Genomic DNA, 26,547 nt, shown 5'->3' with positions numbered 1-26,547 from the left:
TTATCTGACAGGTCAGAAAATGTACATGCAATTAAATAGGAAGAACGTGATGTCGGCGGCGAAGCTCGGCCTGACGGCGATCTTTGCGGCGGTGCTGTCGGCGTGTGCGAATTACGCCGGCATTCACAGTGACAAGCAGATGGCCCAGCCGCAAAGTTTTGCGACGCAGCAAAGCCTGCCAGCCGAAGCCGGCCACTGGCCCGCCGTCGATTGGGCCGACCAGTTCGGCGACGCGCAATTGAAGGCGTTGCTCGCTGAAGCGCTGAAGGGCAGTCCGACGCTCGACCAGGCGCGCGCCCGGATCGCCGCCGCCTCGGCCTACACGGAAACGGCGAAGGCGAACACGCTGCCGCAGGTCGGCGCGAGCTACTCGTACACGCGTCAGCAGTATTCGTCGACGGCACTGGTTCCGCCGCCGTACGCCGGGTCGTGGCAGTCGGAGAACCAGGGGCTGCTGAGCGCTTCGTACGATCTCGATCTATGGGGCAAGAATCGCGAAGCGCTGAAGGCGTCGATGTCGCAACTGCAGGCGAGCGGGGCCGACGGCGAAGTCGTCAGGCTCACGCTCGATGCGTCGATTGCCCGTTCATACAACCAGTTGGCGCGTCTTTATGTGCTGCGCGACATCGCGGCGGATGAAATCGGCCAGCGCGAACAGATCGACCGCATCACCGCCGGACGCATCGCGACGGGTCTCGATACCGAGGTCGAGCGCAAGACCGCGCAAGCGAATCTGGCGACGAGCCGCGCGGCGTTGTCCTCGATCGACGGCAGCATCGTCACGACGCGCTATCAACTGGCGGCGCTGCTTGGCGCGGGTCCGGATCGTGGCCTCGCGATCGCGCGTCCTACGCTCGGCATCGGCGATGTCGTGCAACTGCCGGACAACTTGCCGGCCGATCTCGTGAGCCGTCGTCCTGACCTGACGGCCGCGCGTTGGCGCGTCGATGCGATCACGCACGAAGTCAAAGTTGCGAAGGCCGAGTTTTATCCGGACATCAACCTGAGCGTTGCGACGGGTCTGGACGCGTTCGGCTTCGGCCGTTTGTTGACGGCGGCAAGCCGCACGGAGTCGGCGGGCGCCGCGATCCATCTGCCGATCTTCGACGGCGGCGCGTTACGTGCGCAGTTGAAGGGCCGCTACGCCGACTTCGACTATGCCGTCGCCACCTACAACCAGACGCTGGTCACGGCGTTCTCCGAGGTCGCCACGCAACTCGCGCAGGTCCGCTCGACCGACGCGCAACTCGTCGACGCCCAGGCCGCGCAAGACGCCGCGCGCAGCGCCGACCGGCTCGCGATCACGCAATACAAGGCCGGTCTCACGAATCAACTGACGGTGCTCAGCGCGGACGTGAATGCGCTTGCCGCCGATCAGGCCGTCGCCAATCTGAAGATGAACCGCCGCGATCAGCAGATCGCGCTAGCCGTGGCACTGGGCGGCGGCTACACCGACACGAGCGAGAGCAGCGGGAACGGCACGACATCCGTTGCACAAACCAACCCCGTCGCTACTCAATAAAGCGCACAGGAGAACCATCATGAGCGAAATCACCACCGACCGGACGACGGCGGAAGCCACCCAAACCGGTAAGCGCGCCGGCGACGACACGCAAAAGCCCGGCAAACGTAAGTTGCTGCTCACGCTGCTCGGCGCGGCGATCGTGATCTCGGCGGCGGGCTACGGCGCGTACTGGTACACGTCGGCGCGCTTCTATCAATCCACCGACGACGCCTACGTCAGCGGCAACCTCGTGCAACTGACGCCGCAAGTGAGCGGCACCGTTATCGCGGTCAACGCCGACGACACGCAGGTCGTGAAGCAGGGCGACCCGGTCGTCATGCTCGACAACGCCGACGCCAAAGTCGCGCTCTCGAACGCCGAAGCCACGCTCGGCCAGACGGTGCGCCAGGTGAGCGGCCTCTACGTGAACAACGATTTCTACGCGGCGACGGTAGCGCAGCGCGAGGCCGACCTGTCACGCGCCAACGACGACCTCAAGCGCCGTCAGGCCGTCGCCGACACCGGCGCGGTGTCGGGTGAAGACATCGCCCATGCCCGTGAAACGGTGAACGCCGCGCAGGCCGCGCTCGACGCCGCGCGCCAGCAGGCCGAAGCCAACCACGCGCTTACCGACCGCACCACGATCGAACAGCATCCGAATGTGCAGGCCGCGGCGTCGAAGGTGCGCGACGCTTACCTGAACTACGCGCGCAATACCTTGCCGGCCCCCGTCACCGGTTACGTCGCGCGCCGCTCGGTGCAGGTCGGCCAGCGCGTGGGGCCCGGCACGCCGCTGATGGCGATCGTGCCGCTGAACGGCGTGTGGGTCGACGCCAACTTCAAGGAAGTGCAACTGAAGCACATGCGCATTGGTCAGCCGGTCGAACTGACGGCGGACGCGTACGGCTCGAAGGTCAAATACCACGGCCGGGTAGTGGGCTTCTCGGCCGGCACGGGCGCGGCATTCGCCGTACTGCCCGCGCAGAACGCCACCGGCAACTGGATCAAGGTCGTGCAACGTCTGCCGGCGCGCATCCAGTTGGACCAGGCCGAACTGAACGCGCATCCGCTGCGCATCGGCCTCTCCATGGACGTGGAAGTCGACACGCACGACGAAACCGGCACGCAGCTCGCCGCTGCCGTCAACACGTCGTATCGCACGGATGTTTTCGCCCAGTACGGCGCGCAGGCCGACGCGGAGATCGCCAGCATCATCGCGCAGAACATGCCGGTAAACCGCACGGTGGCGGCCACAACCACCGCGCGCGGCAAGACGAAACGCAGCGCCGGTTGAGTTCATCACGTCTATTTTTTTATCCAGATATCTGACAAGTCAGACGATGGATAAACAGCAAAACACCCAGAAGCCTGTCAAGGTGATCCAATGAATGCTTCGACGAATTCCGCACCGCTTCCGCCGCTCACGGGCGGCAAGCTGGTTCTTGCAACCCTCGCCGTGGCGCTGGCCACTTTCATGAACGTGCTGGACTCGTCGATCGCGAACGTGGCGGTGCCCACGATCGCCGGCAACATGGGCGTCTCCGTGGATGAGGGCACGTGGGTCATCACGTTGTTTGCCGCGGCGAATGCGATCGCGATTCCGTTGACGGGCTGGCTCACGCAGCGGGTCGGCCAGATCAGGCTGTTCGTGTGGGCGATTCTGCTGTTCGTGCTGTCTTCATGGCTGTGCGGTATGGCGCCGAATCTGCCGACGCTGCTCGCCGCGCGGATCGTGCAGGGCGCGGTGGCCGGTCCGCTGATTCCGCTGTCGCAAGCCATTCTGCTTGGCTCGTATCCGAAGGAACGAAGCTCGACCGCGTTGGCGTTGTGGGCGATGACCGCAACCGTCGGTCCGATTGCCGGCCCGGCGCTCGGCGGCTGGATCACCGACAGCTACTCCTGGTCGTGGATTTTTTACATCAACATTCCGGTCGGTATCTTCGCGGCCGGCGTGACGTGGTTCATTTATCGCACCCGCGAAACGCCGACGAAGCGTCTGCCGATCGACAAGGTCGGTCTGCTGTCGCTGATCGGCTGGGTCGGTTCGTTGCAGATCATGCTCGACAAAGGCAAGGATCTCGACTGGTTCAATTCGCCGGTGATCATCGCGCTGACGGTGTTCGCGGTGATCAGCTTCGTGTTCTTCCTCATCTGGGAGTTCACCGAAAAGAATCCGATCATCGACGTCCGCCTGTTCGCGGGGCGCAATTTTCTCGGCGGCACCGTGGCGATTTCCATTGCCTATGCGGTGTTTTTCTCGAACCTCGTGATCCTGCCGCAGTGGATGCAAGGCTTCCTCGACTATCGCTCGGTGGATGCGGGGCTGGCCACCGCGCCGCTCGGCATCTTCGCGGTGCTTCTCGCGCCGGTGATGGCGAAGATCATGCCGAAGTCCGACGCCCGCGTGCTGGCCACGCTTGCATTTGTCGGCTTTGCCGCGGTGTTCTTCATGCGCTCGCACTACACGACCGGTGTGGATACGTGGACGCTCGTTTTGCCCACGTTATTGCAGGGGATTCCCACCGCGCTGTTCTTCGTGCCGCTCACCGCGATCATTCTGTCGGGTCTCGCACCGAACAAGATACCGGCTGCGGCTGGCCTGTCGAACTTCGTGCGGGTGTTTGCCGGCGCGGTGGGGACGTCGCTCGTGAGCACGGGCTGGAACAACCGGACGATCCTGCATCATTCGCAACTCGCCGAGCAAACCAGCGTGAATAACCCGGTGTTCACTCAGGGGCTCGAAGCGTTGCAGACCACGCTGGGGGGCAGTTCGGCTCAGGCGATGGCGTACTTCGAACACGCGTTGAACGCACAGGCCGCGATGCTCGGATTGAACGATATCTTCTGGCTCTCCGGCGTGATTTTCATTGCGATCGTGCCGTTGATCTGGGTGACCAAACCGTCGAAGGATGCCTCAGCGGCGGCGGCCGGTGCGGGCGGGCATTGATTGCGAGCGGGGACTATTGAGGTAAGCTCGGTGGTCGCCCGTTAGCCTATTCGAACGGCATGCATCCCGCCTTGGCGTTCTATTAACCCCCAATACCGACACGCAATGGGACCTGCTGACCTGGACTCGCCCTTATCGCTACCCGATCTGCTCGAACCGGCCTTGTCGCTCGTATTCTGCGGAATCAACCCGGGCATGCGTGCGGCTTCGACGGGGCATCACTTCGAGGGCAGAAACAACCGGTTCTGGCGCGTGCTGCATCTGGCGGGCTTCACGCCCGAACAGATTCGCCCCGAAGACGACCACACGCTGCTTAGCCATGGATACGGCCTCACGACCGTGGTCCCGCGACCGACCGCACGGGCGGCCGAACTGACGCGCTCGGAGATGCAACTTGCCGGTGAGGCCTTTCAACGGAAGATCGAACACTACGCACCAAGGTATGTCGCTTTCCTTGGAAAGATGGCGTTCTCGGCAATCTCCGGCGCACCGAATATCGAATGGGGACTGCAAGCCAAACCATTCGGCGGCGCATACGCATGGGTCTTGCCCAATCCAAGCGGACTGAACCGGGGTTTCAGCCTCGATGCGCTGGTGGCCGCCTATCGCGAAGCGCGCGTTGCGGTGGGCTAGTCGTCGAATGTTGTAAACTCAGCGTCCGCATAAATTTGCTGAGGCGCTCACGCACGGTTTTTCGGATCGTGCGTTCGCGTTTTGAGTCGATGCCCCCGCAACGATCGGCCATGCTTCGCCGCGCCCCGCATTTTCTGGCTTCGATTCCCACAGATGAAGATTGAATCTTTCCACGATCAGTGGTTCTCCCATATCAGGCAGAACGTACTGGCCGGCCTGACGTCCTCGTTCGCACTGGTTCCCGAGTGCATTGCGTTTGCACTGGTCGCTCAGGTCAACCCGCTAATGGGCCTTTACGGGGCCTTCATTATTTGCGCGTTGACGGCGATTTTCGGCGGCCGGCCCGGCATGATCTCCGGCGCGGCCGGGTCGATGGCCGTGGTGATCGTCGCGCTGGTCGTGCAGCACGGTGTGCAGTATTTGCTCGCCACGGTGGTGCTCGGTGGCCTGCTGATGGTGCTGTTCGGCGTGCTACGGCTCGGCAAACTGATTCGCATGGTGCCTCACCCGGTCATGCTCGGCTTCGTCAATGGGCTGGCGATCATCATTGCGATGGCTCAACTGGAGCATTTCAAGGCGGCGACGCCGTCCGGCGTGCAGTGGCTGCACGGCACGCCGCTGGCCGTGATGTGCGCGCTGGTCGTGCTGACGATGCTGATCGTCTATCTGCTGCCGCGCGTCACGAAGGCCGTGCCGCCCGCGCTCGTCGCTATTGTCAGCGTGGGCGTACTGAGCCAGTTGATGCACTTGCCGACGCGCAATCTCGGCGATATGGCGCACATTGCGGGCAGTCTGCCCGTGTTTCATCTGCCGGCCGTTCCATGGAACCTCGAGACGCTGCGCATCGTGTTGCCTTACGCGGTGTTGATGTCGATCGTCGGGCTGCTCGAAACATTGCTCACGTTCAATCTGACCGACGACATCACGGAAACCGTCGGGCAACCCAATCGCGAATGCGTGGCGCTCGGCGTGGCGAACATCGTGTCTGGCGTTCTCGGTGGATTAGGGGGCTGCGCGATGATCGGCCAGACCATGATTAATCTCAGTTCGGGCGGCCGGTCGCGGCTCTCGGGTGCGACGAGCGGCGTGATGATTCTGCTGTTTATCCTGTTTCTGTCGCCGTTGATCGAACGTATTCCGCTCGCCGCGCTGGTGGGCGTGATGTTCGTCGTCGCGCAGCAGACGTTCGCGTGGGGTTCGCTGCGCAGCTTGAGCAAAGTCCCTCGCAATGACGCGCTGGTCGTGGTGGCCGTCACCGTGATCACCGTTTTCACGGATCTGGCGATTGCCGTCCTGTGCGGCATCGTGATCGCCGCGCTCAACTTTGCGTGGCAACATGCGCGCGAGATCCGCACGGACGTCGATGAAACGCACAGCGGCAAGAAGACGTACAGACCGCACGGCACGTTGTTCTTTGCGTCGACGGCGAACTTCGCGGCGTTGTTCACGCCGCAGCACGATCCCTCCGACGTGACGATCGATTGTCGGCATCTCCGTGTCGCGGATCATTCCGCGATCGATGCGTTGGAGACCCTCGCTGAGCGCTACGGAAAATCCGGCAAGGCGCTCAGGTTCGACAACCTCTCCGAGCGGTGTGCCGGCCTGCTGCAACGAGCGGGCGCCGCGATCGAGCATGCGTGATATCGGCGGGCGCGATACGATGGCTACGGTCGTGTGAAGGCCGCGAGCGTCTTCACGACGTAACGTCGACAAGGAGCTGAGTTGAACGCCAATCTGAAGATGTTCGATCTGTCGGGGCGTCGCGCGCTGGTCACCGGTTCGAGTACCGGTATCGGTTTCGCGTTGGCAAAAGGGCTGGCCGGCGCGGGGGCCGAAGTGATTCTGAACGGGCGCAGCGAATCACGCCTGTCGGAAGCGGTCGGCCGGTTGCGCGACGAGGGCGCTAGCGTTCGTGCGGCGAGTTTCGACGTGACCTCCGCCGATGAGGTTGAAAAGGCGATTGGTCGCGTCGAAAGCGAAATAGGGGCGATCGATATTCTCGTGAACAACGCCGGCATGCAGCGTCGAGCGCCGCTTGAACAGTTTTCCCATACGCAATGGGAAGAGCTGATGAAGACCAACGTCGACAGTGTGTTTCTGGTCGGGCAGGCGGTCGCGCGGCACATGATTGCTCGCAAGCGCGGCAAGATCGTCAATATCTGCTCCGTGCAAAGCGAACTGGGCCGGCCGAACATTGCGGCTTACACGGCGAGCAAAGGCGCGGTGAAGATGCTGACCAAAGGCATGGCGATCGACTGGGGGCAACACGGGATCCAGGTCAATGGCCTGGGGCCGGGCTACTTCAAGACCGAATTGACCGAGGCGCTGGTTAAAGACGAGACCTTCAGCAACTGGCTGATTGGACGCACGCCTTCAAAGCGCTGGGGCGATGTGGAAGACCTGGTGGGTGCGGTGGTGTTTTTGTCGAGTGACGCGTCGAACTTCGTGAACGGCCATATTCTTTACGTGGACGGCGGCGTGACGGCGACGCTCTAGCCCGCGCCTAGCGGAAAATCTCCGCAATCAGATTCGCCACCGTCCTGATCCGCTCGCTATCGCGCAGCGCCGGATGCAACACCATCCACACATCCTGATCGAGCGCCTTGATGTGCTTCTCCACGCAAACAAGGTCGCTCGTCGTATCGCCGGCCAGTTGCGCGAGCACGCCCAACCCCGAACCGCCCAGCACGCCATCGAACACGCCCATGCCATAACTGCTGCGCAGCGACGGCGCCGGCGCGCCGGGCAGTGCTTTCAGCCATTGGGTGGCGGGATGATCGGGCTGCCGGTCGTCGTAGCCGACGAACGACAGCTTGTCCCACTCCTTCTTCACGATCGCCGCCTTGTGGCGCAGGTAGTAGTCGCGTGAGCCGAACAGCCCAAAACGGATCCGGCCGATCCGCCGCACGTAGAGATCGCCCTCTTCAGGGCATTCCGACCACAGCGCAATGTCCGCTTCGCGCCGCGCCAGGCTATAGGGGCGGCGCGAAGTCAGCACTTCGATCGCGAGTCCGGGCAGCCGGTCCTGAAACGAACCCAGCAGTTTCAGCAGGATGTACGACGGCCATTCGACCGCATTGATCCGCACCGTGCCGTGCGCCGCCGCGCCACCATTCACGTCCGCAGCGCGTTCGATCCGGTGGGCCAGGTCCTCCATCTGCTCCGCCCACGCCAGCACGCGGGCGCCGAACGCCGTCATGGTGCACCCTGACGGCACCCGGTCGACCAGCGGCTCGCCCAGCTTTCGTTCGAGTTCGGTGAGGCGGCGCGACAGGGTCGGCGCGCTCAGATCGCAGGCGGTGGCCGCCGCCCGCATGGTTCCTCCACGGGCGATTGCCACCAGAATCCGCAGGTCATCCCAATCGACGTGTTCCATTTTTGAAACGCAAGGTTTTGAAATTTGGCATAGCATAACCCACTTCCCGAGGATAGGATTAGTTTTGCCATGCTTGTCGGATATCACGCGGAAAGCCATGAAGGCTTTTGCAGGCGGCGGCAAGTGCGGCGTTCCTGCACATCACACGACTCAAGGGCTCGCAGTAGAGCGAATGAGCGACACGGAGACACTAATGATTCGCCATTTCCAACCGGCGCGCCGTCGCGCCATCGTAGCCAGCGCAGCTTTCCTCGCAGTGTCGATCCTGCCGATGCAGACGGCATTCGCTCAGGCCACCCACAAGCCGAAGGTCGCGCTGGTCATGAAGTCCTTGGCCAACGAATTCTTCCTGACCATGGAAACCGGCGCGAAGGATTATCAGAAGCAGAATCCCACCAAATTCGACCTCGTCACGAACGGTATCAAGGACGAGACGGACACGGCTAACCAGATTCGCATCGTCGAACAGATGATCGTCTCGAAGGTCGACGCGCTGGTGATCGCGCCGGCCGATTCGAAGGCGCTGGTGCCGGTCCTGAAGAAGGCCGTGGACGCCGGCATCATCGTCGTCAATATCGATAACAAGCTGGACACGGACGTGCTCAAGTCGAAAGACCTGAACATCCCGTTCGTTGGTCCGGATAACGCGAAGGGCGCGCAGAAAGTCGGCGACTACCTCGCGAAGCACCTGAAGTCGGGCGACAACGTCGCCATTATCGAAGGCGTGTCGACCACCACCAACGCGCAGCAACGTAGCGCCGGCTTCAAGCAGGCCATGGCAACGGGCGGCATGAAAGTCGTGTCGCTGCAATCGGGCGAGTGGGAGATCGACAAGGGCAACGCGGTGGCGAGCCAGATCCTCAACGCGAATCCGGACGTCAAGGCCCTGCTGTGCGGCAACGACAACATGGCAATCGGTGCCGTGTCCGCGGTGCGCGCAGCCGGTAAGGCGGGCAAGGTGCAGGTGGTGGGTTATGACGACATCAACGCCATCAAGCCGATGCTGGCCGACGGCCGCGTGCTCGCGACCGCCAATCAGTACGCCGCTAAGCAGGCTGTGTTCGGTATCGACACCGCTTTGAAAGCGCTCGCCGAACACAAGAAGCAATCCGAGTTGTCGGGCGTCGTCGAAACGCCGGTCGATCTGGTTACCAAATAAGACTGGCATTGCGCGTGGCGGCTCCGTCGAGCGGCCACGCCGGCTGGTATCTGTCGGTTGATCAATCTGATGTCTACTCCCATCCCCTCCGTCGCCGATGCCGCGCCCGTGTTACGGGTGCATGGCGTCGGTAAGACCTATGCCGAACCCGTGCTGGCCGATGTCTCGCTCGATCTGCACGCGGGCGAAGTGCTGGCGCTGACCGGCGAAAACGGCGCGGGCAAGAGCACGCTGTCCAAAATCGTCGGCGGCCTCGTTACGCCGACTGCCGGTTCGATGTCGCTGGCGGGCGCGGCCTACACGCCCGCCAGCCGCAAGGAGGCCGAGGCGCTTGGCGTGCGCATGGTCATGCAGGAGCTGAATCTTCTGCCGACTCTCTCGGTGGCCGAGAATCTTTTTCTGAATCGCTTGCCGCGGCGCGGCCCGTTCGGCTGGATCGACCGCGCCAAATTGCGCGAGGACGCGCGCCATGCCATGGCGCAAGTCGGGCTCGACGCAATCGACCCCGACACGCTGGTGAGTACCCTGGGCATCGGGCATCAGCAGATGGTCGAGATCGCGCGCAATCTGATCGGCGATTGCCGCGTGCTGATTCTCGACGAACCGACCGCGATGCTGACCGCCCGCGAAGTGGATCTGCTGTTCGAGCAGGTCGAGCGGCTCAAGGCGAAGGGCGTGGCGCTGGTGTATATCTCGCACCGGCTTGAAGAATTGAAGCGGATCGCGCGGCGTGCCGCCGTATTGCGCGACGGCCGGCTCGTGCATGTCGACGAGATGGCGAATCTCACGACCGACCGCCTCGTCACGCTGATGGTTGGGCGCGATATCGGCGAGCGGATCGACCTCGGCGAGCGGCGTATCGGCGAGGTGGCGTTCAAGGTCAGCGGCATGACCCGCGAACCGGCGGTGCGCGATGTGTCGTTCGAGGTCAAGGCCGGCGAAATTTTCGGCATCAGCGGATTGATCGGCGCGGGGCGCACGGAATTGCTGCGGCTCGTCTACGGCGCGGATCGCGCGGACGCCGGTACGGTGTCGATCGGGCGTCAAGGTGGCGCACCCGCGCCCGTGACGATCACGTCGCCCGCGGATGCCGTGAAGAACGGCATCGCATTGATTACGGAAGACCGCAAAGGCGAGGGGCTGTTACTGAGCCAGCCGATCGCGGCCAACATTTCGCTGGGCCATCTGCGCTCGGTGTCGAGCAAGGGCGTAGTGGACGGCCGTCGCGAGGCGGCGCTCGCCACGCGGCAGATCGACGCCATGCGTATTCGTAGCGCGGGCCCGGCGCAGCCGGTGTCGGAGTTGTCCGGCGGCAATCAGCAGAAGGTGGTGATCGGCCGCTGGCTCGCGCGCGATTGTTCGGTGCTGCTGTTCGACGAACCGACGCGCGGCATCGACGTCGGCGCAAAGTTCGACATCTATGCGTTGATGGGCGCGTTGGCGAGAGAAGGCCGCGCGCTGGTGGTGGTATCGAGCGATCTGCGCGAATTGATGTCGATTTGCGACCGGATCGGCGTGATGTCGGCCGGCCGGATGACGGGGCTGTTCGAACGCGGCGCCTGGACCCAGGACTCGCTGCTGGCCGCGGCGTTCGCGGGCTACGCGAAGCGCGACGACATGCTGCATGCGCCTATCGAACCCGACGCGAAAGCGCCCGACGAAAGAAAATTAGTGGAGTATTGAGCATGACCGCACCAACCAGCCTGCCCACGCTGCAGAGCGAACCCCCGAAGAAAGCGAAGTCGATCGGCACGCGCCTCGGCTTCTCGAACTACCTCGGACTGCTCGGCGCCCTCCTTGGCATGATCGTGCTGTTCTCGCTGCTGAGTTCGCACTTCCTGAGCTACGACACGTTCAGCACGATTGCAAACCAGATCCCCGATCTCGTCGTGATGTCGGTCGGCATGACGTTCGTGCTGATTATCGCGGGCATCGATCTGTCGGTCGGCTCCGTGCTGGCGCTCGGCGCGGCACTGACCAGCGTCGCGGCTTTGCAGTGGCATTGGCCGGCGCTGCCGTCGGCGCTGCTCGGCATGGCCGGCGCAACGCTCACCGGTTGCGTGACCGGCGCGATCACCGTGGCCTGGCGGATTCCGTCGTTCATCGTGTCGCTTGGTGTGCTCGAAGCGGCGCGCGGTGTCGCGTATCAGCTCACGAATTCGCGCACCGCTTATATCGGCGACGCCTTCGATTTTCTGTCGAACCCGATCGCGTTCGGCATTTCGCCGGCGTTCCTGATCGCGATCGCCGTGATGGTGGCCGCCCAGTTTCTGCTGACGCGTACGGTGTTTGGCCGCTACCTGGTCGGCATCGGCACCAATGAAGAAGCGGTGCGTCTCGCGGGCGTCGATCCGCGGCCTTACAAGATTGCCGTGTTCGCGATGATGGGCCTGCTGGCCGGTCTCGCCGCGCTGTTCCAGATTTCCCGGCTCGAAGCCGCGGACCCAAATGCCGGCCAAGGCATCGAGCTGCAGGTGATCGCGGCGGTGGTGATCGGCGGGACGAGTTTGATGGGCGGGCGCGGTTCGGTGACGAGCACCTTTTTCGGCGTGTTGATCATTTCGGTTCTGGCCGCGGGCCTTGCCCAGATCGGCGCGACCGAGCCGACCAAACGCATCATCACGGGGGCCGTCATCGTGGTGGCCGTCGTGCTGGATACTTATCGAAGCCGGCGTCGCGCCGCATAAATCGACCATTCGCTGAATGGTGAGCAGGAGAATGAACGTGTCAAAAGAGACGAAACAGGGCCGCGTCCTGGTGGTGGGCAGCATCAACACCGATCTGGTCGCGCGCGCGCCGCATCTGCCGCGTCCGGGAGAGACCATCGGCGGGCATGAGTTCTCGCAGGTCGCTGGCGGCAAAGGCGGCAACCAGGCCGTTGCGGCCGCGCGAATGGGCGCGCAGGTGGCCATGGTCGGCTGCGTCGGCAAAGACGCGAATGGGGCCCAGCGGGTCAAGGATCTGGAAACCGAGGGTATCGACTGCAGCGGGATCGAGGTGCATCCGACCCAGCCGACCGGCGTCGCGATGGTGACGGTGTCGGACGACGGGCAGAACACGATCGTCGTGGTGGCGGGCAGCAATGGCGAACTGACGCCTGAAGGCGTCGCTCGCCACGAAGCCGCGATCAAGGCTTGCGACATCGTGGTATGCCAGTTGGAAACGCCGCCGGAGGCCGTTCACGCGACCCTTGCGCTGGCTCGCCGGCTGGGCAAGGTCACCGTGCTGAACCCGGCGCCGGCCACCGGTCCACTGCCGGCGGAATGGCTGCCGCTGGTCGACTATCTCGTGCCGAACGAGGTCGAGGCCGCTATCCTCGCCGGTTTGCCGGTCGAGTCGGAAAGCGGCGCGCGACGGGCCGCGACCGAATTGCAACGCGGCGGGGCGCGCAATGTGATCGTCACGCTGGGCGCGCAGGGCGCCTATCTGCTGGTGGACGGCGGTGAAGGCCAGCATTTTCCCGCGCCGCAGGTCCAGGCCATCGACACGACCGCGGCCGGCGACACCTTTATCGGCGTGTTCGCCGCGCAGCTCGCCGCGCGCCAGCCTCTCGAAGGCGCTATCAGCCTCGCGCAACGCGCGGCATCGATCTCCGTGACGCGCGCCGGTGCGCAGCCGTCCATTCCGAATCGCGCTGAAGTGGATAGCGCAGCCTGACACGGGCGCCTGTTGTGTGATGTGGGGCTGTCCGTACCGCCACCCTCCCCGGGTGGCTCGACGTTGATTTATCGACACCTTCTCCCGATGGTGTTTCTTCGTTAATCACGCTCTAAACTGGACGAAAAACATGAAATCACAATGTCTAGGTATCCTGATGATGTCAACGGTGGTGGCCGGCTGCGGAGGTGGCGTAACGGCCAATGATCCGCTGGCCACCGCGCCGAAAATCATCATCGACTCGGACTTCAACACAATGGGCGACGACGGCCAGCTCTTCGCCATGACCACGCAATTGATGGGGCAAGCCAAGGTCAATCTGCTCGGGCTTACGGTGGTCACCGGCAACGACTGGTTGCTGCAGGAAGAATCGGATGCGTTGAAGGCTGTGGAACGCATGGGCGTGCAGAACGTGGTGGGCGTCTACGGCGGCGCGGACTATCCGCTGCAATACGACGTAGCGGGTATTCGCGCGCAGCAGGCGGCCAATCCGCAAGGCTATTTCGGCGCGTGGAGCCGGCCTGAGCCGACTCAACAGTCGCAACTCGTCCCACCGCCGGACGGCTTCGCGGTGTCGACGAAACTGCAGACGCAAAGCGCCGCGGACTTCATGATCCAGACCATCAAGCGCTATCCGAACCAGGTGACGATTCTCGAAGTCGGTCCGCCGACCAATCTCGCCACGGCCATCATGAAGGCGCCGGAGATCGTGCCGCTGATCAAACAGATCGTCTACATGGGCGGCGCGATGGCGGTGCCGGGCAATGCGAACGCCGTGGCCGAGCTGAACTGGTGGTTCGATCCGCTTGCCGTGCGTACGGTATTGCAGACCACGATTCCGCAAGCCGTGATTCCGCTCGACGTGACGAACACAGTGCCGCTTACGCAAAGCGTGTACGACCAGATCGTCAACAACCCGAACAAGCAGACCGCGGTGACGAAGGCCTATGGCATTGCGAATGCAGGCGCGTTTGCCGACAACACCGATCTGTTCGACACGTTGACGATCGCGTACTTCCTCGATCCGACGTATGCCACGCAAACCAAAAGCGCTTACCTCGATATCGACACCACGAGTAGCGAAAATCAAGGGCATGTGACGGTCTATCCGGATCAGCCTGCGTCCGGCGCTTCGCCGAACAGGATTACGTATGTCACACAGTTCGATAACAACCGGTTCTTCAGTCTCTATGTCGATCTGCTGACGCGCCCGGTGCCGATTACGCTGCCGTGACACGGCGCTGCCGAAGCGGAACAGAAGCCCACTAGCCCTAAAAAGACGAGATCTGCCGACGCATGAAGAAAAAAGCAGTAAGGTAGCGTCGGTGACGACGAACGACCTTGATGGCTTCTCTTCAAACTCGTGCAGATAAAGTCTTTCGAAAGGCGATATGAATAATAAGAACCTGCTCCGCATTGGATTGTTTTCCTGCGCACTAACGCTCGCGCTATGGCGATGTTCCGCCATCGCGGGGGAATTGGACCCGACGGCGACGGACCTGCACGAAACCGTCGTGTCGGTGCCGACGACAGAGAAAAGCTTCTTCGGCATGGGCCAGCGCAAGCTCGTCGCGACGACCTATATGCCCGACGGCGCGGGTCCGTTCCCACTCATCGTTCTCAGTCACGGCAATCCGCCGAATGCCCGAGACCGTGTGAAGGTCGGCCGTTATCGCAAGCTTGCGCAGATTCGCGAGTTCGTACGGATGGGCTTTGCGGTCATCGTGCCGATACGCCGCGGTTATGGCGAGACGGGCGGCACGTTCGCCGAAGACGCCGGCTCGTGCAAGCGGCCCGACTTCCTGGCGGCCGGCAACGCGGCGGCCCAGGATCTGCTGGCCACGATTGCGTTTGCCGACACGTTGCCGCAAATCGACAAAAATCATGTGATTCTGGTGGGGCAGTCGGCGGGGGGATTTGCGTCGCTCGCTGCCGCCAGTTATTCTCCGCCCGGCGTTATCGCCGTGGTCAATTTCTCCGGTGGGCGTGGCGGGCGTCCCGCCACCAACCCCGGCGACCCGTGTGGGCCTGACAGAATGGCCGAGACGATTGGGCACTATGCGTCGACAACGCATGTGCCGGTTTATTGGCACTACGTGCAGAACGACATGTTTTTCGCGCCGGATATCGTCCGCACCTGGTTCAGCGCGTTTCAGGCGGCGGGCGGTCAGGGGCAGTTGGTGATCGAGCAACCGTTTGGCCGGGATGGTCACGGCATGTTCGCCGTCGACCGTGCGATTCCGATCTGGGAGCCGGGCTTCGAGAGCTTTGTTTCTTCGGTGCTGCGTACCGCGAACGCAGGAAACGACAGTACGCTGGACGCGGTTAAATCGAAGCAGTAGGCTAGACGTGCTGGATGACGTAGCTTGGTGATGCTGGCCCTAACCGACAACGTGGAGCCGAAACATGCAAGTAAGCACGGAAACGCTCGTTGAGATGCTGCGAGAGGTCGAAGCCGACGACCCGATCGATTACGCGGACCTGCCATTTGGAGAGCAGGAACTCAGGCAGCTTGTGATGAGTTCTCTGGTTGAGCGTCACCACCAGGTCGAAGCGGGCAATATGGCCGTGTCCGACATTCACGCGCTTTACCTGTTGAGCACCGCCAAGCTGGTGCTGGAAAACACGGTGCTTCACGCACGGCTGCTTCTGCTTCAGGGGCAGCGGGTGGATGTGCAGGCGCTGCTGGCGCCGTTCACGCTTAAAGGCAAGCCGTAATCGGAATACGGCCGCGGTTAATTCTGTTGTGAAGAGGGTAGCCACATAAAGGCGAAGCGAACCGCTATTTCCGGATCGTCCGCCTGACCGATGCGCTGCCCTTTTTTGCAGTTGACGCACAAACCGAACAACACCAATCGTCGCCCCAACACCGCGAATTCGATTTGCTCCGCGACAGCCTGTTGTCGCGCCTCGATTTCAGCATCGAAGAATTCATGAACGCCACCGCACGCATTGCAAACAATGTGGTCGTGCGGATTGCCGTCATTCAGTTCATAGACCATGCGGCCGTCACCGAACGCTACGTTGGACAGCAACCGCGCGTCACCGAAGTACCTGGCCGATCGCCGACAATCGCTATTAACGCGCCGCCCGATATTGCTTAGACTGCGTCTTTAACGCCAATCACTTTTCCATTCCACTCGCCGTATGCCTCGACCGTCCAGTTCGTCGCCGGTTAAACCGCGCAGAGCACCCAGCCAGGCCCGCTCGGAACGCATGGTCGCCACCCTGCTCGAAGCGGCCGCCCAAGTCCTAGAAAGCAAGGGGCTCGAAGGCTTCAATACGAACGCGGTGGCGGAGCGCGCCGGTGTCAGCATCGGCTCGCTGTACCAGTACTTCCCCAGCAAAGACGCGCTCACGTTCGGGCTGATGCAGCGTGAAAGCGAAGGCTTCTATCAGGAGGCGCTGGCGGCGCTCGACCATGCCAGCGGACCGGTCGCGCTCGATCATCTGATTGGCGTATCGGTGCGGCAGCAGTTCGCGCGGCCCACGCTCGCGCGCCTGCTCGACGTGGAAGAGAGCCGACCGCACATGCGCGCGGCACTCTCCACCAAGGGTTCGATACGCTCCTTGCTGACGGAAATCCTCGCGCGTGACGGTCTACCGCCGCAAGAGGACACGTTGGTCGCCTCGCGCGATCTGCTGGCAATGATTCGCGGCCTCGTCGACGCGGCGGGCGAACGGGAAGAGACGGACATGGCCGGACTCATTCGCCGCGTGACAGCCGCCGCATTCGGCTACCTCACGATGATGTCGGCCACCGAGACCGCCTTGGCGCGCGATTCTTCCGCTTCGCCCGCCGAAGAGCCGCCGCAATCTCAGGATAAACGCGAGCAGGCCCCGCGCAAAACCTCGCCGCATGCCCGGAAACGCCCGTAGCACGGGCCTGAGCGGTCGTCGGTACAGCGTCGGGCGACGCGAGTATTGAACGCGAGCTTTTACTCGTAACATTCTCCGTACGGAACGCAACGAGCGATCCGGATCAACGGAGATCGACATGACCCAAAGCACCACCATGAAGCTCAATCACATGAGCTTCCCCTCGTCCGACGTTAGCGCAACGGCGACCTTCTTCGAACAACATCTCGGCTGCACGGTTACCGGGCGGCACGGTAGCTGGATTCTGAAACGCCCCGGTTTCGACATCGTGATCGACGACGCCGGCGACCATCCGGTTGCGTGGCCGCACAACTTTCACATCGGCTTCGAACTGGGCACGCTCGACGACGTTCGCGCGCTTTATGACCGCATGGCCACGGCCGGCGTCGTGATGAAAACCGGCGTGTTCAAACACGAACGCGGCTCGCGGTTTTTCTGTGAAGTGCCCGGCGGCGTACTCGTGGAAATCAATACCCGGTCCGATGCCGACGAAGCGTATCGCGGCACCTTCGACCTTTGACATCTTCAATCGCATTTCCGCCGTACCCGATGGCCGCGCGGACATGCAGGAGTTTCAGCATATGCAAGTATTCGTAACCGGAGCCACCGGATGGGTCGGCTCCGCCGTGGTCCGTGAGTTGCTCGACGCCGGCCACCAGGTGACGGGCCTTGTCCGTTCCGACGACAAAGCGGCCGCGCTGGCCGCGACCGGCGCACGGGTTATTCGCGGCACGCTCGAAGACCTCGACGCGTTGCACAGCGCCGCGTCGGCGGCGGATGCGGTGATTCATACCGCTTTCAACCACGACTTCTCCCGCTTCGTCGAGAACGCCGAGCAGGAGCGCCGCGCGATCGAAGCATTTGGAAGCGCGTTGCAAGGATCGGACCGTCCGCTTCTCGTGACCTCGGGGCTCGCGCACCTCACATCAGGCCGCGCTGCGACCGAAGCGGACGTGCCCGACCCGTCTTTTCCCCGCAAGTCGGAGGCCACAGCAAGAGCGCTGGCGGAGCGCGGCGTGCGCGCCGCGACGGTTCGGCTCGCGCCATCGGTTCACGGTACGGGCGATCATGGTTTCGTCCCGATGCTGATCCGCATGGCGCGCGAGACGGGCGTGTCCGCCTATCTGGGCGAAGGCCTGAACCGCTGGGGCGGCGTGCATCGGCTGGATGCCGCGCGGGTCTACCGGCTGGCGGTCGAGCAGGGCGTGACCGAGTCCGTCTACCATGCAGTCGCGGACGAGGGTGTGTTGTTCAAGGATCTCGCCGAAGTGATTGGACGCCGGCTCGGCGTGCCGGTCGAATCGCGCGGCCGTGAGCACTTCGGGTGGTTCGCGGGTTTCGTCGGCGCGGACATGGCCGGCGCCAGCGCGCGTACGCGCTCGCTGCTCGGCTGGTCGCCGACAGGTCCCGACCTGCTCACCGATATCGATCAGCCCGGCTACTACGCCGTCTGATGACGTGGCGCGGCGGCTCGCACGCCGCTGCGCGTCACACCATTTCCGGCTGCCGTTCGGCAGGCCCCAAAGATTCTTCAAACGGCCCACAATATCCGCGATCCTGAAACGTCTTCAGACGCATGGAACCGCAGCCCACCCCGGACACGATGAAAGACCGAGATAGCGATATCACCGCGACTGTGGTGCGTGAGCGCATGAAGCTCGGGAATTTTATCCGGCGTCGTGTGCGCGATCCCGGCGAGGCCGAGGACATCTTGCAGGACGTCTTCTACGAGTTCGTGCAGGCGTACCGGCTTCCCGCTCCCATTGAGCAGGCGAGCGCGTGGCTGTTTCGCGCGGCGCGCAATCGCATCATCGACCGTTTTCGCAAGAAGAAAGAGCAACCGTTATCGGAACTCATCGACGACGGAGATGAAGCCGATTACGAGTATCGACTCGATCTCGCGCTGCCCGCCCATGACGCAGGTCCCGAAGCGCTGTACGCGCGCGCCGCATTGCTCGAAACCTTGCAGGACGCACTCGACGATTTGCCGCCCAATCAGCGCGACGTATTCATCGCGCACGAACTGGAGGGGCGCGCGTTCAAGGAGTTGGCAGCGGAAACGGGTGTAGCGATCAATACCTTACTTGCGCGCAAACGCTATGCGGTGTTGCATCTGCGCGCCCGCCTGCAAGTGGTTTATGACGAACTGGATCTTTAAAGGAGTCGACGGATGAAATCTCGAATCAAATGTATTGCATTGGTGCCGCTCGTGGTGGTCGGCGTCGCCGTGCTCGGGTGGGCGGTGATGACGTTGTGGAATTGGGTGGTGCCGGCTCTGTTCGTCGGCGCCCGCCTGATCGATTTCTGGCACGCATTGGGTCTGCTGATATTGAGCCGCATTCTGTTCGGCGGCTTTCGCGGACACGGCGGCGGCTGGCGCGAACGGCGGCATTGGCGCAAATGGCAGGCCATGACGCCTGAAGAACGCGAGCAATTCCAGGCGACCTGGCAAACCCGTTTCGGCCGACGCAAAGGAGAATGAGCATGCGCCAGAAAGCGACCGCCGAGTGCAAGCAGGACGCGGGTGTGATCGTGCCCGTGGTCGACCTGCGCCGCTGTGAAGGCAAGGGGGACTGTCTGGAGGTGTGCCCCGAGAACGTGTTCGAGATTCGGCGTATCGACGACGCCGACTACGCGAAGCTCGGCGCAATGAATCGCTTCAAGTTGCGGGTGCATGGAATGAAAGTGGCCTACACGCCGAACGCGGACGCTTGCCGTTCGTGTGGACTTTGCGTGACGGCCTGCCCTGAACGCGCGATCAAGCTAGCCAGAGCGTCATAGCTGGCGTCGCGCAACCGACTTTCCTGTCGATTCACTGTCGATGCACCTCTCCGATAGACGCACCTGGTCATTACGGCCATCGCAGCGTCAGGTTCGCGCCATCTAGAGGGCCTATGCACGGACTCGTGCATGCGCAACCAATTTTTTCGGAATCTTGGAGAGCACACAGCCGGCGCCCAGCCGGCTGTTTCTATTGGCGAACACTATCCGCACGCCGGAATAAATTTATTCCAGTGAATCGAATAGGCAGTTGAGCTTGACATCTTTGTCTTCCAGAATGGCCGCTCCGTCACTCACGATCTCGTCGTCCCAATGCGCGGTTCCCCACGCCTGAATCAACCCGATTCATTGTGTTTACGTAATAATTGCGCAGCATACCGATCCACTTACCAACAAAAATGTGCAGGTCATGGCTTTCAGCGAACCAAGGTCTCCGTTTTTTAAGTGGATCGTTTCTTCCGCTCAGAACCTGAGCGCGGACAATCGGCAGGTACTGCTTGCCAATCTGTTCACACGCACCGCGTCGATCATATTCGCGTCGATCTGTGAAATCAGCGTTTGCGCGACGGCGTTCTATCTTTATCCCAATGCGCTCTACGCCGGCTGGGGCGTGGCTGTCGTCGCGCTGCTGATTGCCCGCCTCGCGCTAATCTGGTTGAACTGCACCCGCAGCGCTCGCGGCCAGCCGACTCCTACCTCCGCGTTTCTATTCGCCAGCCTGCTCTGGAGTGCGCTATTCGGATTCGGCACGTTACTGTGCAATATGAGCGGAGACTCAACACTATTTCTGCTGGGAAACGTTTGCGCCGTCGGTGTGATTGGTGGCCTGGCGGGACGCAATGCCGGCACCCCGCGGCTTGTGCTGTTGCAGATTACTTTCATTCTCGGGCTGCTGGGTCTTGGCGCGGCGCTGTCGCCTGGCTCCGGCAAACTCGTCTTGCTGTTTCAGGCGCCATTCTGCGCCGCCGGATTTTTCACGGTGGCGCTGCGCAGCAATCGCGACACGGTCGCCTTGCTGCTTGCGCGTGAAAACAGTCATCGTCTGGCGCGTCAGGACAGTCTCACGGGCTTGCCGAATCGCGCACGGCTCAGCGAACTGCTGCTGGAGCGCACTGAATTGGGCGCGCTGCGTGAAGATCAACAATTCGCGGTGCTGCTGATCGATCTGGACGGTTTCAAGGCGATCAACGACAGCCTAGGCCATGCAGCGGGTGATCCGATCCTTCAGGAAGCCGCGATCCGCTTGCGCGAAGTACTGCCGAGCGGCGATCTCGTCGGACGCCTGGCGGGCGACGAATTCGTCGCCATTTCAGACGCAACCGGGCAAGCGCGCGACGTGCGTATCCTGGCGGATCGCATCGTCAAAACATTGGCACGGCCGTTCGCTTTGCGTGAGGCGCTGGTGCATATCGGCGCGAGCGTGGGCGTCTCGCTCTATCCGGAGCATGCGCAAACAGGACCGCAATTGCTGATTTGCGCCGACCGCGCGTTGTATTCGGTCAAACGCAGCGGTAAAAGCGCGTTCGCGCTGTTCGATACCGGCAAGCATGCGTCGGACGAGAGCCTGAGCTTGCTGCGCAGCGACCTCGAAGGCGCATTGCAGTCGTATAGCGGCTTGCGCATGGAGTATCAGCCGATTGTCGATCTCAGCAGCGGCGCGGTGTCCGGCCGCGAAGCGTTGATTCGCTGGACGCATCCCACGCGTGGCGAGCTGCCTCCTTCCGCGTTCATTCCCACGGCCGAGCGTACCGGCCTGATTCTCGCCCTGGGCGAATGGGCATTGCTGCAATCTTGCAGGGAAGCCGCGACCTGGCAAGATAAAGTCACAGTCGCCGTGAATGTATCGCCGGTGCAATTGCGGGAAGAATCGTTTGCTTCGAGTGTGGCGGCAATTCTGCGTAAAACGAAGCTGCCGCCCGTGCGATTGAATATCGAAGTCACGGAAACCGTACTGCTGAATGACGACGTCGTCACCCGGCGCAACGTCGCGAGGCTGCGCGCATTGGGTATCGGACTCGCGCTCGACGACTTCGGCACGGGCTTCTCGACCATGTCGACGCTCGTGCGCTTCTCGTTCGACGAGCTGAAGATCGACAGTTCCTTCGTCAAGGAGTCGGTGCATCGTCGCGAATCCGCCGCGGTGGTTCGCGGGATCGTTGCGTTGGCACGCGAAATCGGCATTCCGACCACGGCGGAAGGGATCGAGACGCAGGAACAGTTGGACTTCGTGCGGGTATGCGGTTGCACGCACGCTCAGGGCTTTCTGCTCGGTAAGCCCGTGCGGGGCAGCGAGATTGCGCGAATCGACGAACCGGTTGTTGCTCAGTTAGCGGATAAGGAATGAGCGACGTTTTGCGACCCGCTTGCCGTTCTGCATGCGTACGTTGCACGTTAACGCCGACACCCAGGCAGCCATGGAATCCACGTTGCAATTTCAACTCAGAATAACGGTTGCGTGCGGGCTCGCGGAGGCTTTGCGCACCGACCCAACGTACGCGTCGCACGCTGCGTTGCGTGATGTTCTGCACAAACACAACGCCACGTTGAAGTGTCAGTTCGATGCGTTCGCCGATTACGTCAGCGAGGCGGAGAAACTCGGCACGGAAAACTATCCGCTCTATCAGTGGACCCGCGAGACGATTGAGAATCCGCAGAAGAAGGCGAAATACCTTCAATCGTTTACGGTCTACGTGAACGGCGACGAGGTCTACGGCAAGCTCATTGCGGATGACATGGAGGCCGATCTGTTGAAGCTTGTCAGCGAAGACGGAATCAGTAGCGTCTCCAGGTTCGATACGAATCCTGCCAACAATCCTCAACCGCCGAAGCGATAGTGCGTCGCCGCCGACTTATCCGCCAATCGTCATGTTCAATTGACATTTGACGACAAGCCGCCGAGTTCGTGAGAGGATGCTAATTCACTTTTTTTCGAGGAGAGCGCCATGGGACTCTTGGACGAAGCAGGAAAGATTGCAGGGGCATTCGCCGCTGTTGAAGCAGCAGAAAAAGTGGATCCGGGCGCAGGCTTGCTGACGAAAGGCATCGCGGCTGTAGCCGGTTTCGAAGGCGCCGGTAAGCTGGAAGAAATGGTCGAAAAGAAAGACGACCAGACGCAAGACGCCGCAGCCGACACGCAAGCCACCGACGACACGGCTCCCCAAGCCTGAACGAACGCAGGTCGCCGGAAACATGAGTCCGTATGACGGATTCATGCTTCCGGCGGCTTCGCGATCAACGCATCACTTCGCATTACCTCGCATCACTTCACCCCGCCCTCGTGCGCGTCAACTCCCCTTTCACTTTCGTGACTGCGGCGCCGTAAATGTCGGTAATTCGTAAGAATTATTCGCCTGACATCGAAGCCGCCTGTTCTGGCTCGCCATTCTCAATCGCACGCTGATTCACGGTACTTTTCGTATGACTGTTTTCATCCGGCTGTCATAGCTTCACGGCTAGGATCGCGGGTCACCTTCGTGGTGCACATTCAGCCGCATCCTTGCCGCCTACGCAGCCGCATGGTCTCTCCGCGTATTCGCCGGCATCCTTCCACCCATAGAAAAATACCAGACATGTCGAACAAGAAAATCGCCAATGCTGTGCCGTCCGAACAGGGCGCTTCCATCGTTTCGCGTCGTGGGTTTTTGAAGTTTGCCGGCGCCTCCAGCCTCGCTACCGCAGCGAGCACGTTCGCGTCGACGGCGCGTGCCGCGAGTAGCACGCCGGACGGCACGCCCGAACAGATCCACCTGACGTGGGGCAACGATCCGTCGAGCGAAGCCACCGTGTCGTGGGCGACGCTTGCGCAAGCGGTGAAGCCGCAAGTGCGTTTCGGCGCCGCGGGTGGCGCGAAGCACACGGTGCACGCTGTGCAAAGCACGTACACCGACGGCATCAACGGCGAAGTGGTGTTCGCGTATCACGCGCGTTTGCGTGACCTGAAGTCCGACATGAGTTACGAATACGAAGTTACCGCCGAGAACGACAGCAACGCGGCGCAGCCTTTCACGGCAAACTTTCGCACCGCGCCGCGCGGCCGCGCGGCGTTTCGCTGGACCAGCTACGGTGACCTCGCGACGCCCAATACCGGTTGGGTTTTGTCGTCGCCGCAAAGCCGTTTCGCGGTGCAAGCGGTCGAGCGTTTCGAGCCGCTGTTCCATCTGCTCAACGGCGACCTTTGCTACGCGAATCTGAACCCGATGCATCAGCCAGATGTATGGCGCGACTTCGGCAACAACTGCCAGACCTCGGCGGCCAATCGTCCGTGGATGCCGTGTCCCGGCAATCACGAACTCGAATTTCACAACGGCGAACAGGGCCTCGCGTCGTACCTCGCGCGCTATACGCTGCCGGACAATCACACGCGTTTTCAGGGGCGCTGGTACAGCTTCCGCGTGAGCTCGGTGCTGTTCATCTCGCTCGATGCGGACGATATCGTCTATCAGGACGCCGCCGCTTTCGTCGCCGGCCCGGCCCCGCTGGTGCCGGTGGCCAGCACCGGCAATCCGCCGATTCAACCGGGCACTTCGCTGTACGTACGCGGCTATAGCGACGGCGAGCAAACCCGCTGGCTCGAACGCGTCCTGCGCCATGCCGCGGAGGACAGCGAAGTCGACTGGATCGTCGTGCAGATGCATCAGGACGCGCTGAGTTCGTCGAAGACCGGCAACGGCTCGGACAAGGGTCTGCGCGAAGCGTGGCTGCCGCTGTTCGATCGCTACGGTGTGGACCTCGTGTTGTGCGGTCACGATCACGATTACGAGCGCAGCTACCCCGTGCGTGGTTGCAATCACAACAAAGGCACCGACATCGCCACGGGCCGTCCGGTCGATACGTTGCAGCCGAAGCCGGTGATGTCGGCGGTGTCGTCCGGTGCGTCGACGTTCGATACGAGCCACGGCACGATTCACCTGATTCTCGGCGGCGGCGGCACCAGCGCGCCGCTGGATGTGTACGGCGTGGACGCCGGCACGGGCATGCCGCAAGCGCGCCTGTTCACGCGGCCGAACCGTCCGGTTCCGGGCACGACGGCGGGCACATTCGTACGCGCCGGCGCGGATGCGGTTGAAGACGCGATCTGGTCCGCGCAGCGCGATACCGGCACGGGCTACGGGATCGCCGTGTTCGATCACGATCCGGGTGAGCACGGCGGCGAGACGACGATCACGATGAACTACTATCACGCGCCCGGCGCGGACCAGACGCCGACGCAAAACTATGAGCTGTTCGAGACGATCGAGTTGAAGAAGAAACGACGCGGATAAGGGCGGTAAAACGGCATAGATCTTTTGTTACACGTCTTACGGACGTGTGTTTAGGCGGTTACAAAAAGCTTTCAAATTGCCGGTTATACTCGGCGCCGTCCTAAACACAAAAGAGCTTTTTTATGCCGAAGAAACTCGTTCAGATGCTTGCTATTGCCGTGCTCAGCGCTGCGGCTTCTTTGCCGGCCATGGCCGGTGACATGAACAACGCCCTTGGCGGCGCGCTCGGTGGTGTCGCCGGCGCTGCCCTGGGCGGTGCGGTCGGCGGCAGTACCGGCGCTATTCTCGGTGGCGCGGTCGGCGGCGGCGCGGGCGGTGCGGTGACGTCGAACCGTCGTGAGCGCACGGGCGCGATTATCGGCGGCGCGCTGGGCGGCGGCGCGGGCACCGCGGCCGGCAATGCGATGGGCGGCCGCAGCGGTGGCCTCGTCGGTGCGGCGTTGGGCGGCGGCGCGGGGTCGGCGCTCGGCGGCAACATGTCGCGCTCCAATTCGTACTCGGACGACTATTCGCGCGGCTATCGGTCGGGCAAGCGGCATCATCGGCATCGTCACTACGATTAATGCGGTGAAGGGAACGCGGCGAGGTTCGCTCAGCGTCCTCGCCTGAGCGACAAATATGAGCGACAGGTGGCCTGATTCAGCATGTTGTTTGTCGGCGCGTTAAGCTCCTGGCAGTGGGACGATTCATGCGGCGAATGCCGCGAAGGCGTCTCGCGATTCAAGGCCACCCTTCAGGAGACGCAAAAAATGCTACGCGTGTATTGCGCAGGTCCGCTCTTCAACGCGGCCGAACGCGCGGAAATGGATTCGATTGCTCACACGTTGGAAGCCGCCGGTTTCGCGACGTTTCTGCCGCATCGCGATGGTCTGGAATTTGCGCGACTCAAACCGGAACTCGAGAAGTTGGGCGCGTCGGTTGAAGAAGCCGCGCAGATTCTCGATCGCGCGATCTTCAGCCTGGATACGTATCAACTGCTCGAACGCTGCGATGTTGTTGTCGCGAATCTGAATGGCCGTGTTGCCGATGAAGGCACGGTGGTGGAAGCATCGCTCGCCTGGCATGCGGGCAAGCCGTTAGTGCTTTTCAAGGCCGACGCGCGCTCCATGCTCAGCGGTTCCGACAATCCGATGCTCGCAGGACTCGGCGATTTTCAGGTTGTCGCTCAGGTCGCGGCGCTTCCGCTGGCCATTCGGGAAAGCGTCGAACGAGATCACGCACGCAGAGTGGAGAGGACGATGGCCGTCGGCGCCGGGATCGCGTCGCTGCGCGAGGGCGGCGACGATATGAGTTCGCTGGCGAAGACTTTGTTTAGCACCTTCAAAAACGCGTAGCGACATTCACGTCGGT

The 26,547-nt window shown here is 62.3% G+C and carries 27 protein-coding genes; 25 read left to right on the top strand and 2 right to left on the bottom strand.

Translation table 11 applies throughout. The annotated features are described in order from the left end of the window. Positions 1 to 19 precede the first annotated feature (19 nt). The 6 genes from FA94_RS33985 (at position 20) to FA94_RS33960 (ending at position 7,580) form a co-directional block, all read left to right on the top strand. Positions 20 to 1,522, top strand: a complete 1,503-nt coding sequence (locus FA94_RS33985; protein WP_035563920.1) for an efflux transporter outer membrane subunit — start codon at positions 20 to 22, stop codon at positions 1,520 to 1,522. A 19-nt stretch (positions 1,523 to 1,541) separates the two neighbouring features. Next, positions 1,542 to 2,798 carry an HlyD family secretion protein gene (locus FA94_RS33980; protein ID WP_035560070.1) on the top strand — a complete coding sequence of 419 codons (1,257 nt, stop codon included), beginning with the start codon at positions 1,542 to 1,544 and terminating at the stop codon, positions 2,796 to 2,798. A 90-nt stretch (positions 2,799 to 2,888) separates the two neighbouring features. Next, positions 2,889 to 4,451: a DHA2 family efflux MFS transporter permease subunit gene (locus tag FA94_RS33975; protein ID WP_035560067.1), complete on the top strand. Its 1,563-nt coding sequence runs from the start codon at positions 2,889 to 2,891 to the stop codon at positions 4,449 to 4,451. A 105-nt stretch (positions 4,452 to 4,556) separates the two neighbouring features. Then, positions 4,557 to 5,084 (top strand): G/U mismatch-specific DNA glycosylase, encoded by a 528-nt coding sequence (gene mug / locus FA94_RS33970; protein WP_035560065.1) that lies wholly within the window; start codon positions 4,557 to 4,559, stop codon positions 5,082 to 5,084. Between the two features lie 153 nt (positions 5,085 to 5,237). Then, a complete protein-coding gene (locus FA94_RS33965) occupies positions 5,238 to 6,725 on the top strand; it encodes a SulP family inorganic anion transporter (protein WP_035560062.1) in 1,488 nt (495 codons plus the stop codon). Positions 6,726 to 6,824: 99 nt separating this feature from the next. After that, entirely contained in the window at positions 6,825 to 7,580 is a 756-nt protein-coding gene (locus FA94_RS33960) for a glucose 1-dehydrogenase (RefSeq protein WP_035563918.1), read from the top strand. A 7-nt stretch (positions 7,581 to 7,587) separates the two neighbouring features. Here the strand turns inward: FA94_RS33960 and FA94_RS33955 are convergent, their stop codons facing one another. Next, the gene (locus tag FA94_RS33955; protein WP_035560059.1) at positions 7,588 to 8,460 is read right to left on the bottom strand and encodes a LysR family transcriptional regulator; all 873 of its coding nucleotides are present in this window, start codon (positions 8,458 to 8,460) and stop codon (positions 7,588 to 7,590) included. A 193-nt stretch (positions 8,461 to 8,653) separates the two neighbouring features. On the opposite strand from FA94_RS33955, the gene FA94_RS33950 reads away from it, so the two are divergent. The 7 genes from FA94_RS33950 (at position 8,654) to FA94_RS33920 (ending at position 15,994) form a co-directional block, all read left to right on the top strand. Beyond that, positions 8,654 to 9,619, top strand: coding sequence for a sugar ABC transporter substrate-binding protein (locus FA94_RS33950; protein ID WP_035560056.1), 966 nt, complete (start codon positions 8,654 to 8,656; stop codon positions 9,617 to 9,619). A 69-nt stretch (positions 9,620 to 9,688) separates the two neighbouring features. Next, on the top strand, positions 9,689 to 11,302 hold the full coding sequence (locus FA94_RS33945) for a sugar ABC transporter ATP-binding protein (RefSeq protein ID WP_035563916.1): 1,614 nt from the start codon (positions 9,689 to 9,691) through the stop codon (positions 11,300 to 11,302). A 2-nt stretch (positions 11,303 to 11,304) separates the two neighbouring features. Then, the gene (locus tag FA94_RS33940; RefSeq protein WP_035560054.1) at positions 11,305 to 12,306 is read left to right on the top strand and encodes an ABC transporter permease; all 1,002 of its coding nucleotides are present in this window, start codon (positions 11,305 to 11,307) and stop codon (positions 12,304 to 12,306) included. A gap of 31 nt (positions 12,307 to 12,337) precedes the next feature. Further along, entirely contained in the window at positions 12,338 to 13,276 is a 939-nt protein-coding gene (rbsK, locus tag FA94_RS33935) for a ribokinase (RefSeq protein WP_035560050.1), read from the top strand. Positions 13,277 to 13,406: 130 nt separating this feature from the next. Next, positions 13,407 to 14,510 (top strand): nucleoside hydrolase, encoded by a 1,104-nt coding sequence (locus tag FA94_RS33930; RefSeq protein WP_035560048.1) that lies wholly within the window; start codon positions 13,407 to 13,409, stop codon positions 14,508 to 14,510. A gap of 244 nt (positions 14,511 to 14,754) precedes the next feature. Beyond that, positions 14,755 to 15,618 (top strand): dienelactone hydrolase family protein, encoded by an 864-nt coding sequence (locus tag FA94_RS33925; protein ID WP_051981055.1) that lies wholly within the window; start codon positions 14,755 to 14,757, stop codon positions 15,616 to 15,618. 64 nt (positions 15,619 to 15,682) lie between these two features. Next, entirely contained in the window at positions 15,683 to 15,994 is a 312-nt protein-coding gene (locus tag FA94_RS33920; RefSeq protein WP_035560047.1) for a hypothetical protein, read from the top strand. A gap of 17 nt (positions 15,995 to 16,011) precedes the next feature. Here FA94_RS33920 and FA94_RS38355 read toward each other — a convergent pair whose 3' ends face one another. Continuing rightward, complete coding sequence (locus FA94_RS38355; protein ID WP_081936290.1) at positions 16,012 to 16,371, bottom strand: Fur family transcriptional regulator; 360 nt, start codon at positions 16,369 to 16,371, stop codon at positions 16,012 to 16,014. A gap of 121 nt (positions 16,372 to 16,492) precedes the next feature. Here FA94_RS38355 and FA94_RS33910 point away from each other — a divergent pair, with 121 nt between their 5' ends. The 12 genes from FA94_RS33910 (at position 16,493) to FA94_RS33855 (ending at position 26,531) form a co-directional block, all read left to right on the top strand. Further along, entirely contained in the window at positions 16,493 to 17,155 is a 663-nt protein-coding gene (locus tag FA94_RS33910; RefSeq protein ID WP_063771814.1) for a TetR/AcrR family transcriptional regulator, read from the top strand. A 118-nt stretch (positions 17,156 to 17,273) separates the two neighbouring features. Beyond that, entirely contained in the window at positions 17,274 to 17,675 is a 402-nt protein-coding gene (locus FA94_RS33905) for a VOC family protein (RefSeq protein WP_035560041.1), read from the top strand. A gap of 61 nt (positions 17,676 to 17,736) precedes the next feature. Continuing rightward, positions 17,737 to 18,609 (top strand): SDR family oxidoreductase, encoded by an 873-nt coding sequence (locus FA94_RS33900; protein WP_035563908.1) that lies wholly within the window; start codon positions 17,737 to 17,739, stop codon positions 18,607 to 18,609. Positions 18,610 to 18,731: 122 nt separating this feature from the next. Then, positions 18,732 to 19,313: an RNA polymerase sigma factor gene (locus FA94_RS33895; RefSeq protein ID WP_035560039.1), complete on the top strand. Its 582-nt coding sequence runs from the start codon at positions 18,732 to 18,734 to the stop codon at positions 19,311 to 19,313. Positions 19,314 to 19,325: 12 nt separating this feature from the next. Further along, positions 19,326 to 19,637 (top strand): hypothetical protein, encoded by a 312-nt coding sequence (locus FA94_RS33890; RefSeq protein ID WP_035560036.1) that lies wholly within the window; start codon positions 19,326 to 19,328, stop codon positions 19,635 to 19,637. Positions 19,638 to 19,639: 2 nt separating this feature from the next. Beyond that, positions 19,640 to 19,936, top strand: coding sequence for a 4Fe-4S dicluster domain-containing protein (locus FA94_RS33885; protein WP_035560033.1), 297 nt, complete (start codon positions 19,640 to 19,642; stop codon positions 19,934 to 19,936). Positions 19,937 to 20,345: 409 nt separating this feature from the next. Further along, a complete protein-coding gene (locus FA94_RS33880) occupies positions 20,346 to 22,280 on the top strand; it encodes a putative bifunctional diguanylate cyclase/phosphodiesterase (protein WP_035560030.1) in 1,935 nt (644 codons plus the stop codon). 70 nt (positions 22,281 to 22,350) lie between these two features. Then, positions 22,351 to 22,770: a hypothetical protein gene (locus FA94_RS33875; RefSeq protein WP_035563906.1), complete on the top strand. Its 420-nt coding sequence runs from the start codon at positions 22,351 to 22,353 to the stop codon at positions 22,768 to 22,770. Positions 22,771 to 22,878: 108 nt separating this feature from the next. Continuing rightward, positions 22,879 to 23,103, top strand: coding sequence for a hypothetical protein (locus FA94_RS33870; protein WP_035560027.1), 225 nt, complete (start codon positions 22,879 to 22,881; stop codon positions 23,101 to 23,103). Between the two features lie 402 nt (positions 23,104 to 23,505). Next, positions 23,506 to 25,197, top strand: a complete 1,692-nt coding sequence (locus FA94_RS33865; protein WP_035560025.1) for a purple acid phosphatase family protein — start codon at positions 23,506 to 23,508, stop codon at positions 25,195 to 25,197. A 122-nt stretch (positions 25,198 to 25,319) separates the two neighbouring features. Next, the gene (locus tag FA94_RS33860) at positions 25,320 to 25,760 is read left to right on the top strand and encodes a hypothetical protein (RefSeq protein ID WP_035560022.1); all 441 of its coding nucleotides are present in this window, start codon (positions 25,320 to 25,322) and stop codon (positions 25,758 to 25,760) included. A gap of 186 nt (positions 25,761 to 25,946) precedes the next feature. Beyond that, the gene (locus FA94_RS33855; protein WP_035563904.1) at positions 25,947 to 26,531 is read left to right on the top strand and encodes a nucleoside 2-deoxyribosyltransferase; all 585 of its coding nucleotides are present in this window, start codon (positions 25,947 to 25,949) and stop codon (positions 26,529 to 26,531) included. Positions 26,532 to 26,547 lie beyond the last annotated feature (16 nt).

It is taken from the genome of Burkholderia sp. 9120, from assembly GCF_000745015.1.
Taxonomy (GTDB): Bacteria; Pseudomonadota; Gammaproteobacteria; order Burkholderiales; family Burkholderiaceae; genus Paraburkholderia.
This window is presented reverse-complemented; position numbering and strand designations above follow the sequence as displayed.

What these genes read in the sequence shown, in the direction of transcription:
- rbsK (WP_035560050.1), top strand. Translation starts at nt 12,338, where the DNA reads ATGAACGTGTCAAAAGAGACGAAACAGGGCCGCGTCCTGGTGGTGGGC.
- FA94_RS33885 (WP_035560033.1), top strand. Translation starts at nt 19,640, where the DNA reads ATGCGCCAGAAAGCGACCGCCGAGTGCAAGCAGGACGCGGGTGTGATC.
- FA94_RS33930 (WP_035560048.1), top strand. Translation starts at nt 13,407, where the DNA reads ATGAAATCACAATGTCTAGGTATCCTGATGATGTCAACGGTGGTGGCC.
- FA94_RS33910 (WP_063771814.1), top strand. Translation starts at nt 16,493, where the DNA reads ATGGTCGCCACCCTGCTCGAAGCGGCCGCCCAAGTCCTAGAAAGCAAG.
- FA94_RS33895 (WP_035560039.1), top strand. Translation starts at nt 18,732, where the DNA reads ATGGAACCGCAGCCCACCCCGGACACGATGAAAGACCGAGATAGCGAT.
- FA94_RS33920 (WP_035560047.1), top strand. Translation starts at nt 15,683, where the DNA reads ATGCAAGTAAGCACGGAAACGCTCGTTGAGATGCTGCGAGAGGTCGAA.
- FA94_RS33955 (WP_035560059.1), bottom strand. Translation starts at nt 8,460, where the DNA reads ATGGAACACGTCGATTGGGATGACCTGCGGATTCTGGTGGCAATCGCC.
- FA94_RS33985 (WP_035563920.1), top strand. Translation starts at nt 20, where the DNA reads ATGTACATGCAATTAAATAGGAAGAACGTGATGTCGGCGGCGAAGCTC.
- FA94_RS33870 (WP_035560027.1), top strand. Translation starts at nt 22,879, where the DNA reads ATGGGACTCTTGGACGAAGCAGGAAAGATTGCAGGGGCATTCGCCGCT.
- FA94_RS33940 (WP_035560054.1), top strand. Translation starts at nt 11,305, where the DNA reads ATGACCGCACCAACCAGCCTGCCCACGCTGCAGAGCGAACCCCCGAAG.
- FA94_RS33855 (WP_035563904.1), top strand. Translation starts at nt 25,947, where the DNA reads ATGCTACGCGTGTATTGCGCAGGTCCGCTCTTCAACGCGGCCGAACGC.
- FA94_RS33875 (WP_035563906.1), top strand. Translation starts at nt 22,351, where the DNA reads ATGGAATCCACGTTGCAATTTCAACTCAGAATAACGGTTGCGTGCGGG.
- FA94_RS33945 (WP_035563916.1), top strand. Translation starts at nt 9,689, where the DNA reads ATGTCTACTCCCATCCCCTCCGTCGCCGATGCCGCGCCCGTGTTACGG.
- FA94_RS33890 (WP_035560036.1), top strand. Translation starts at nt 19,326, where the DNA reads ATGAAATCTCGAATCAAATGTATTGCATTGGTGCCGCTCGTGGTGGTC.
- FA94_RS33950 (WP_035560056.1), top strand. Translation starts at nt 8,654, where the DNA reads ATGATTCGCCATTTCCAACCGGCGCGCCGTCGCGCCATCGTAGCCAGC.
- mug (WP_035560065.1), top strand. Translation starts at nt 4,557, where the DNA reads ATGGGACCTGCTGACCTGGACTCGCCCTTATCGCTACCCGATCTGCTC.
- FA94_RS33965 (WP_035560062.1), top strand. Translation starts at nt 5,238, where the DNA reads ATGAAGATTGAATCTTTCCACGATCAGTGGTTCTCCCATATCAGGCAG.
- FA94_RS33960 (WP_035563918.1), top strand. Translation starts at nt 6,825, where the DNA reads ATGTTCGATCTGTCGGGGCGTCGCGCGCTGGTCACCGGTTCGAGTACC.
- FA94_RS33900 (WP_035563908.1), top strand. Translation starts at nt 17,737, where the DNA reads ATGCAAGTATTCGTAACCGGAGCCACCGGATGGGTCGGCTCCGCCGTG.
- FA94_RS33865 (WP_035560025.1), top strand. Translation starts at nt 23,506, where the DNA reads ATGTCGAACAAGAAAATCGCCAATGCTGTGCCGTCCGAACAGGGCGCT.
- FA94_RS33880 (WP_035560030.1), top strand. Translation starts at nt 20,346, where the DNA reads ATGGCTTTCAGCGAACCAAGGTCTCCGTTTTTTAAGTGGATCGTTTCT.
- FA94_RS33905 (WP_035560041.1), top strand. Translation starts at nt 17,274, where the DNA reads ATGACCCAAAGCACCACCATGAAGCTCAATCACATGAGCTTCCCCTCG.
- FA94_RS33975 (WP_035560067.1), top strand. Translation starts at nt 2,889, where the DNA reads ATGAATGCTTCGACGAATTCCGCACCGCTTCCGCCGCTCACGGGCGGC.
- FA94_RS33860 (WP_035560022.1), top strand. Translation starts at nt 25,320, where the DNA reads ATGCCGAAGAAACTCGTTCAGATGCTTGCTATTGCCGTGCTCAGCGCT.
- FA94_RS33980 (WP_035560070.1), top strand. Translation starts at nt 1,542, where the DNA reads ATGAGCGAAATCACCACCGACCGGACGACGGCGGAAGCCACCCAAACC.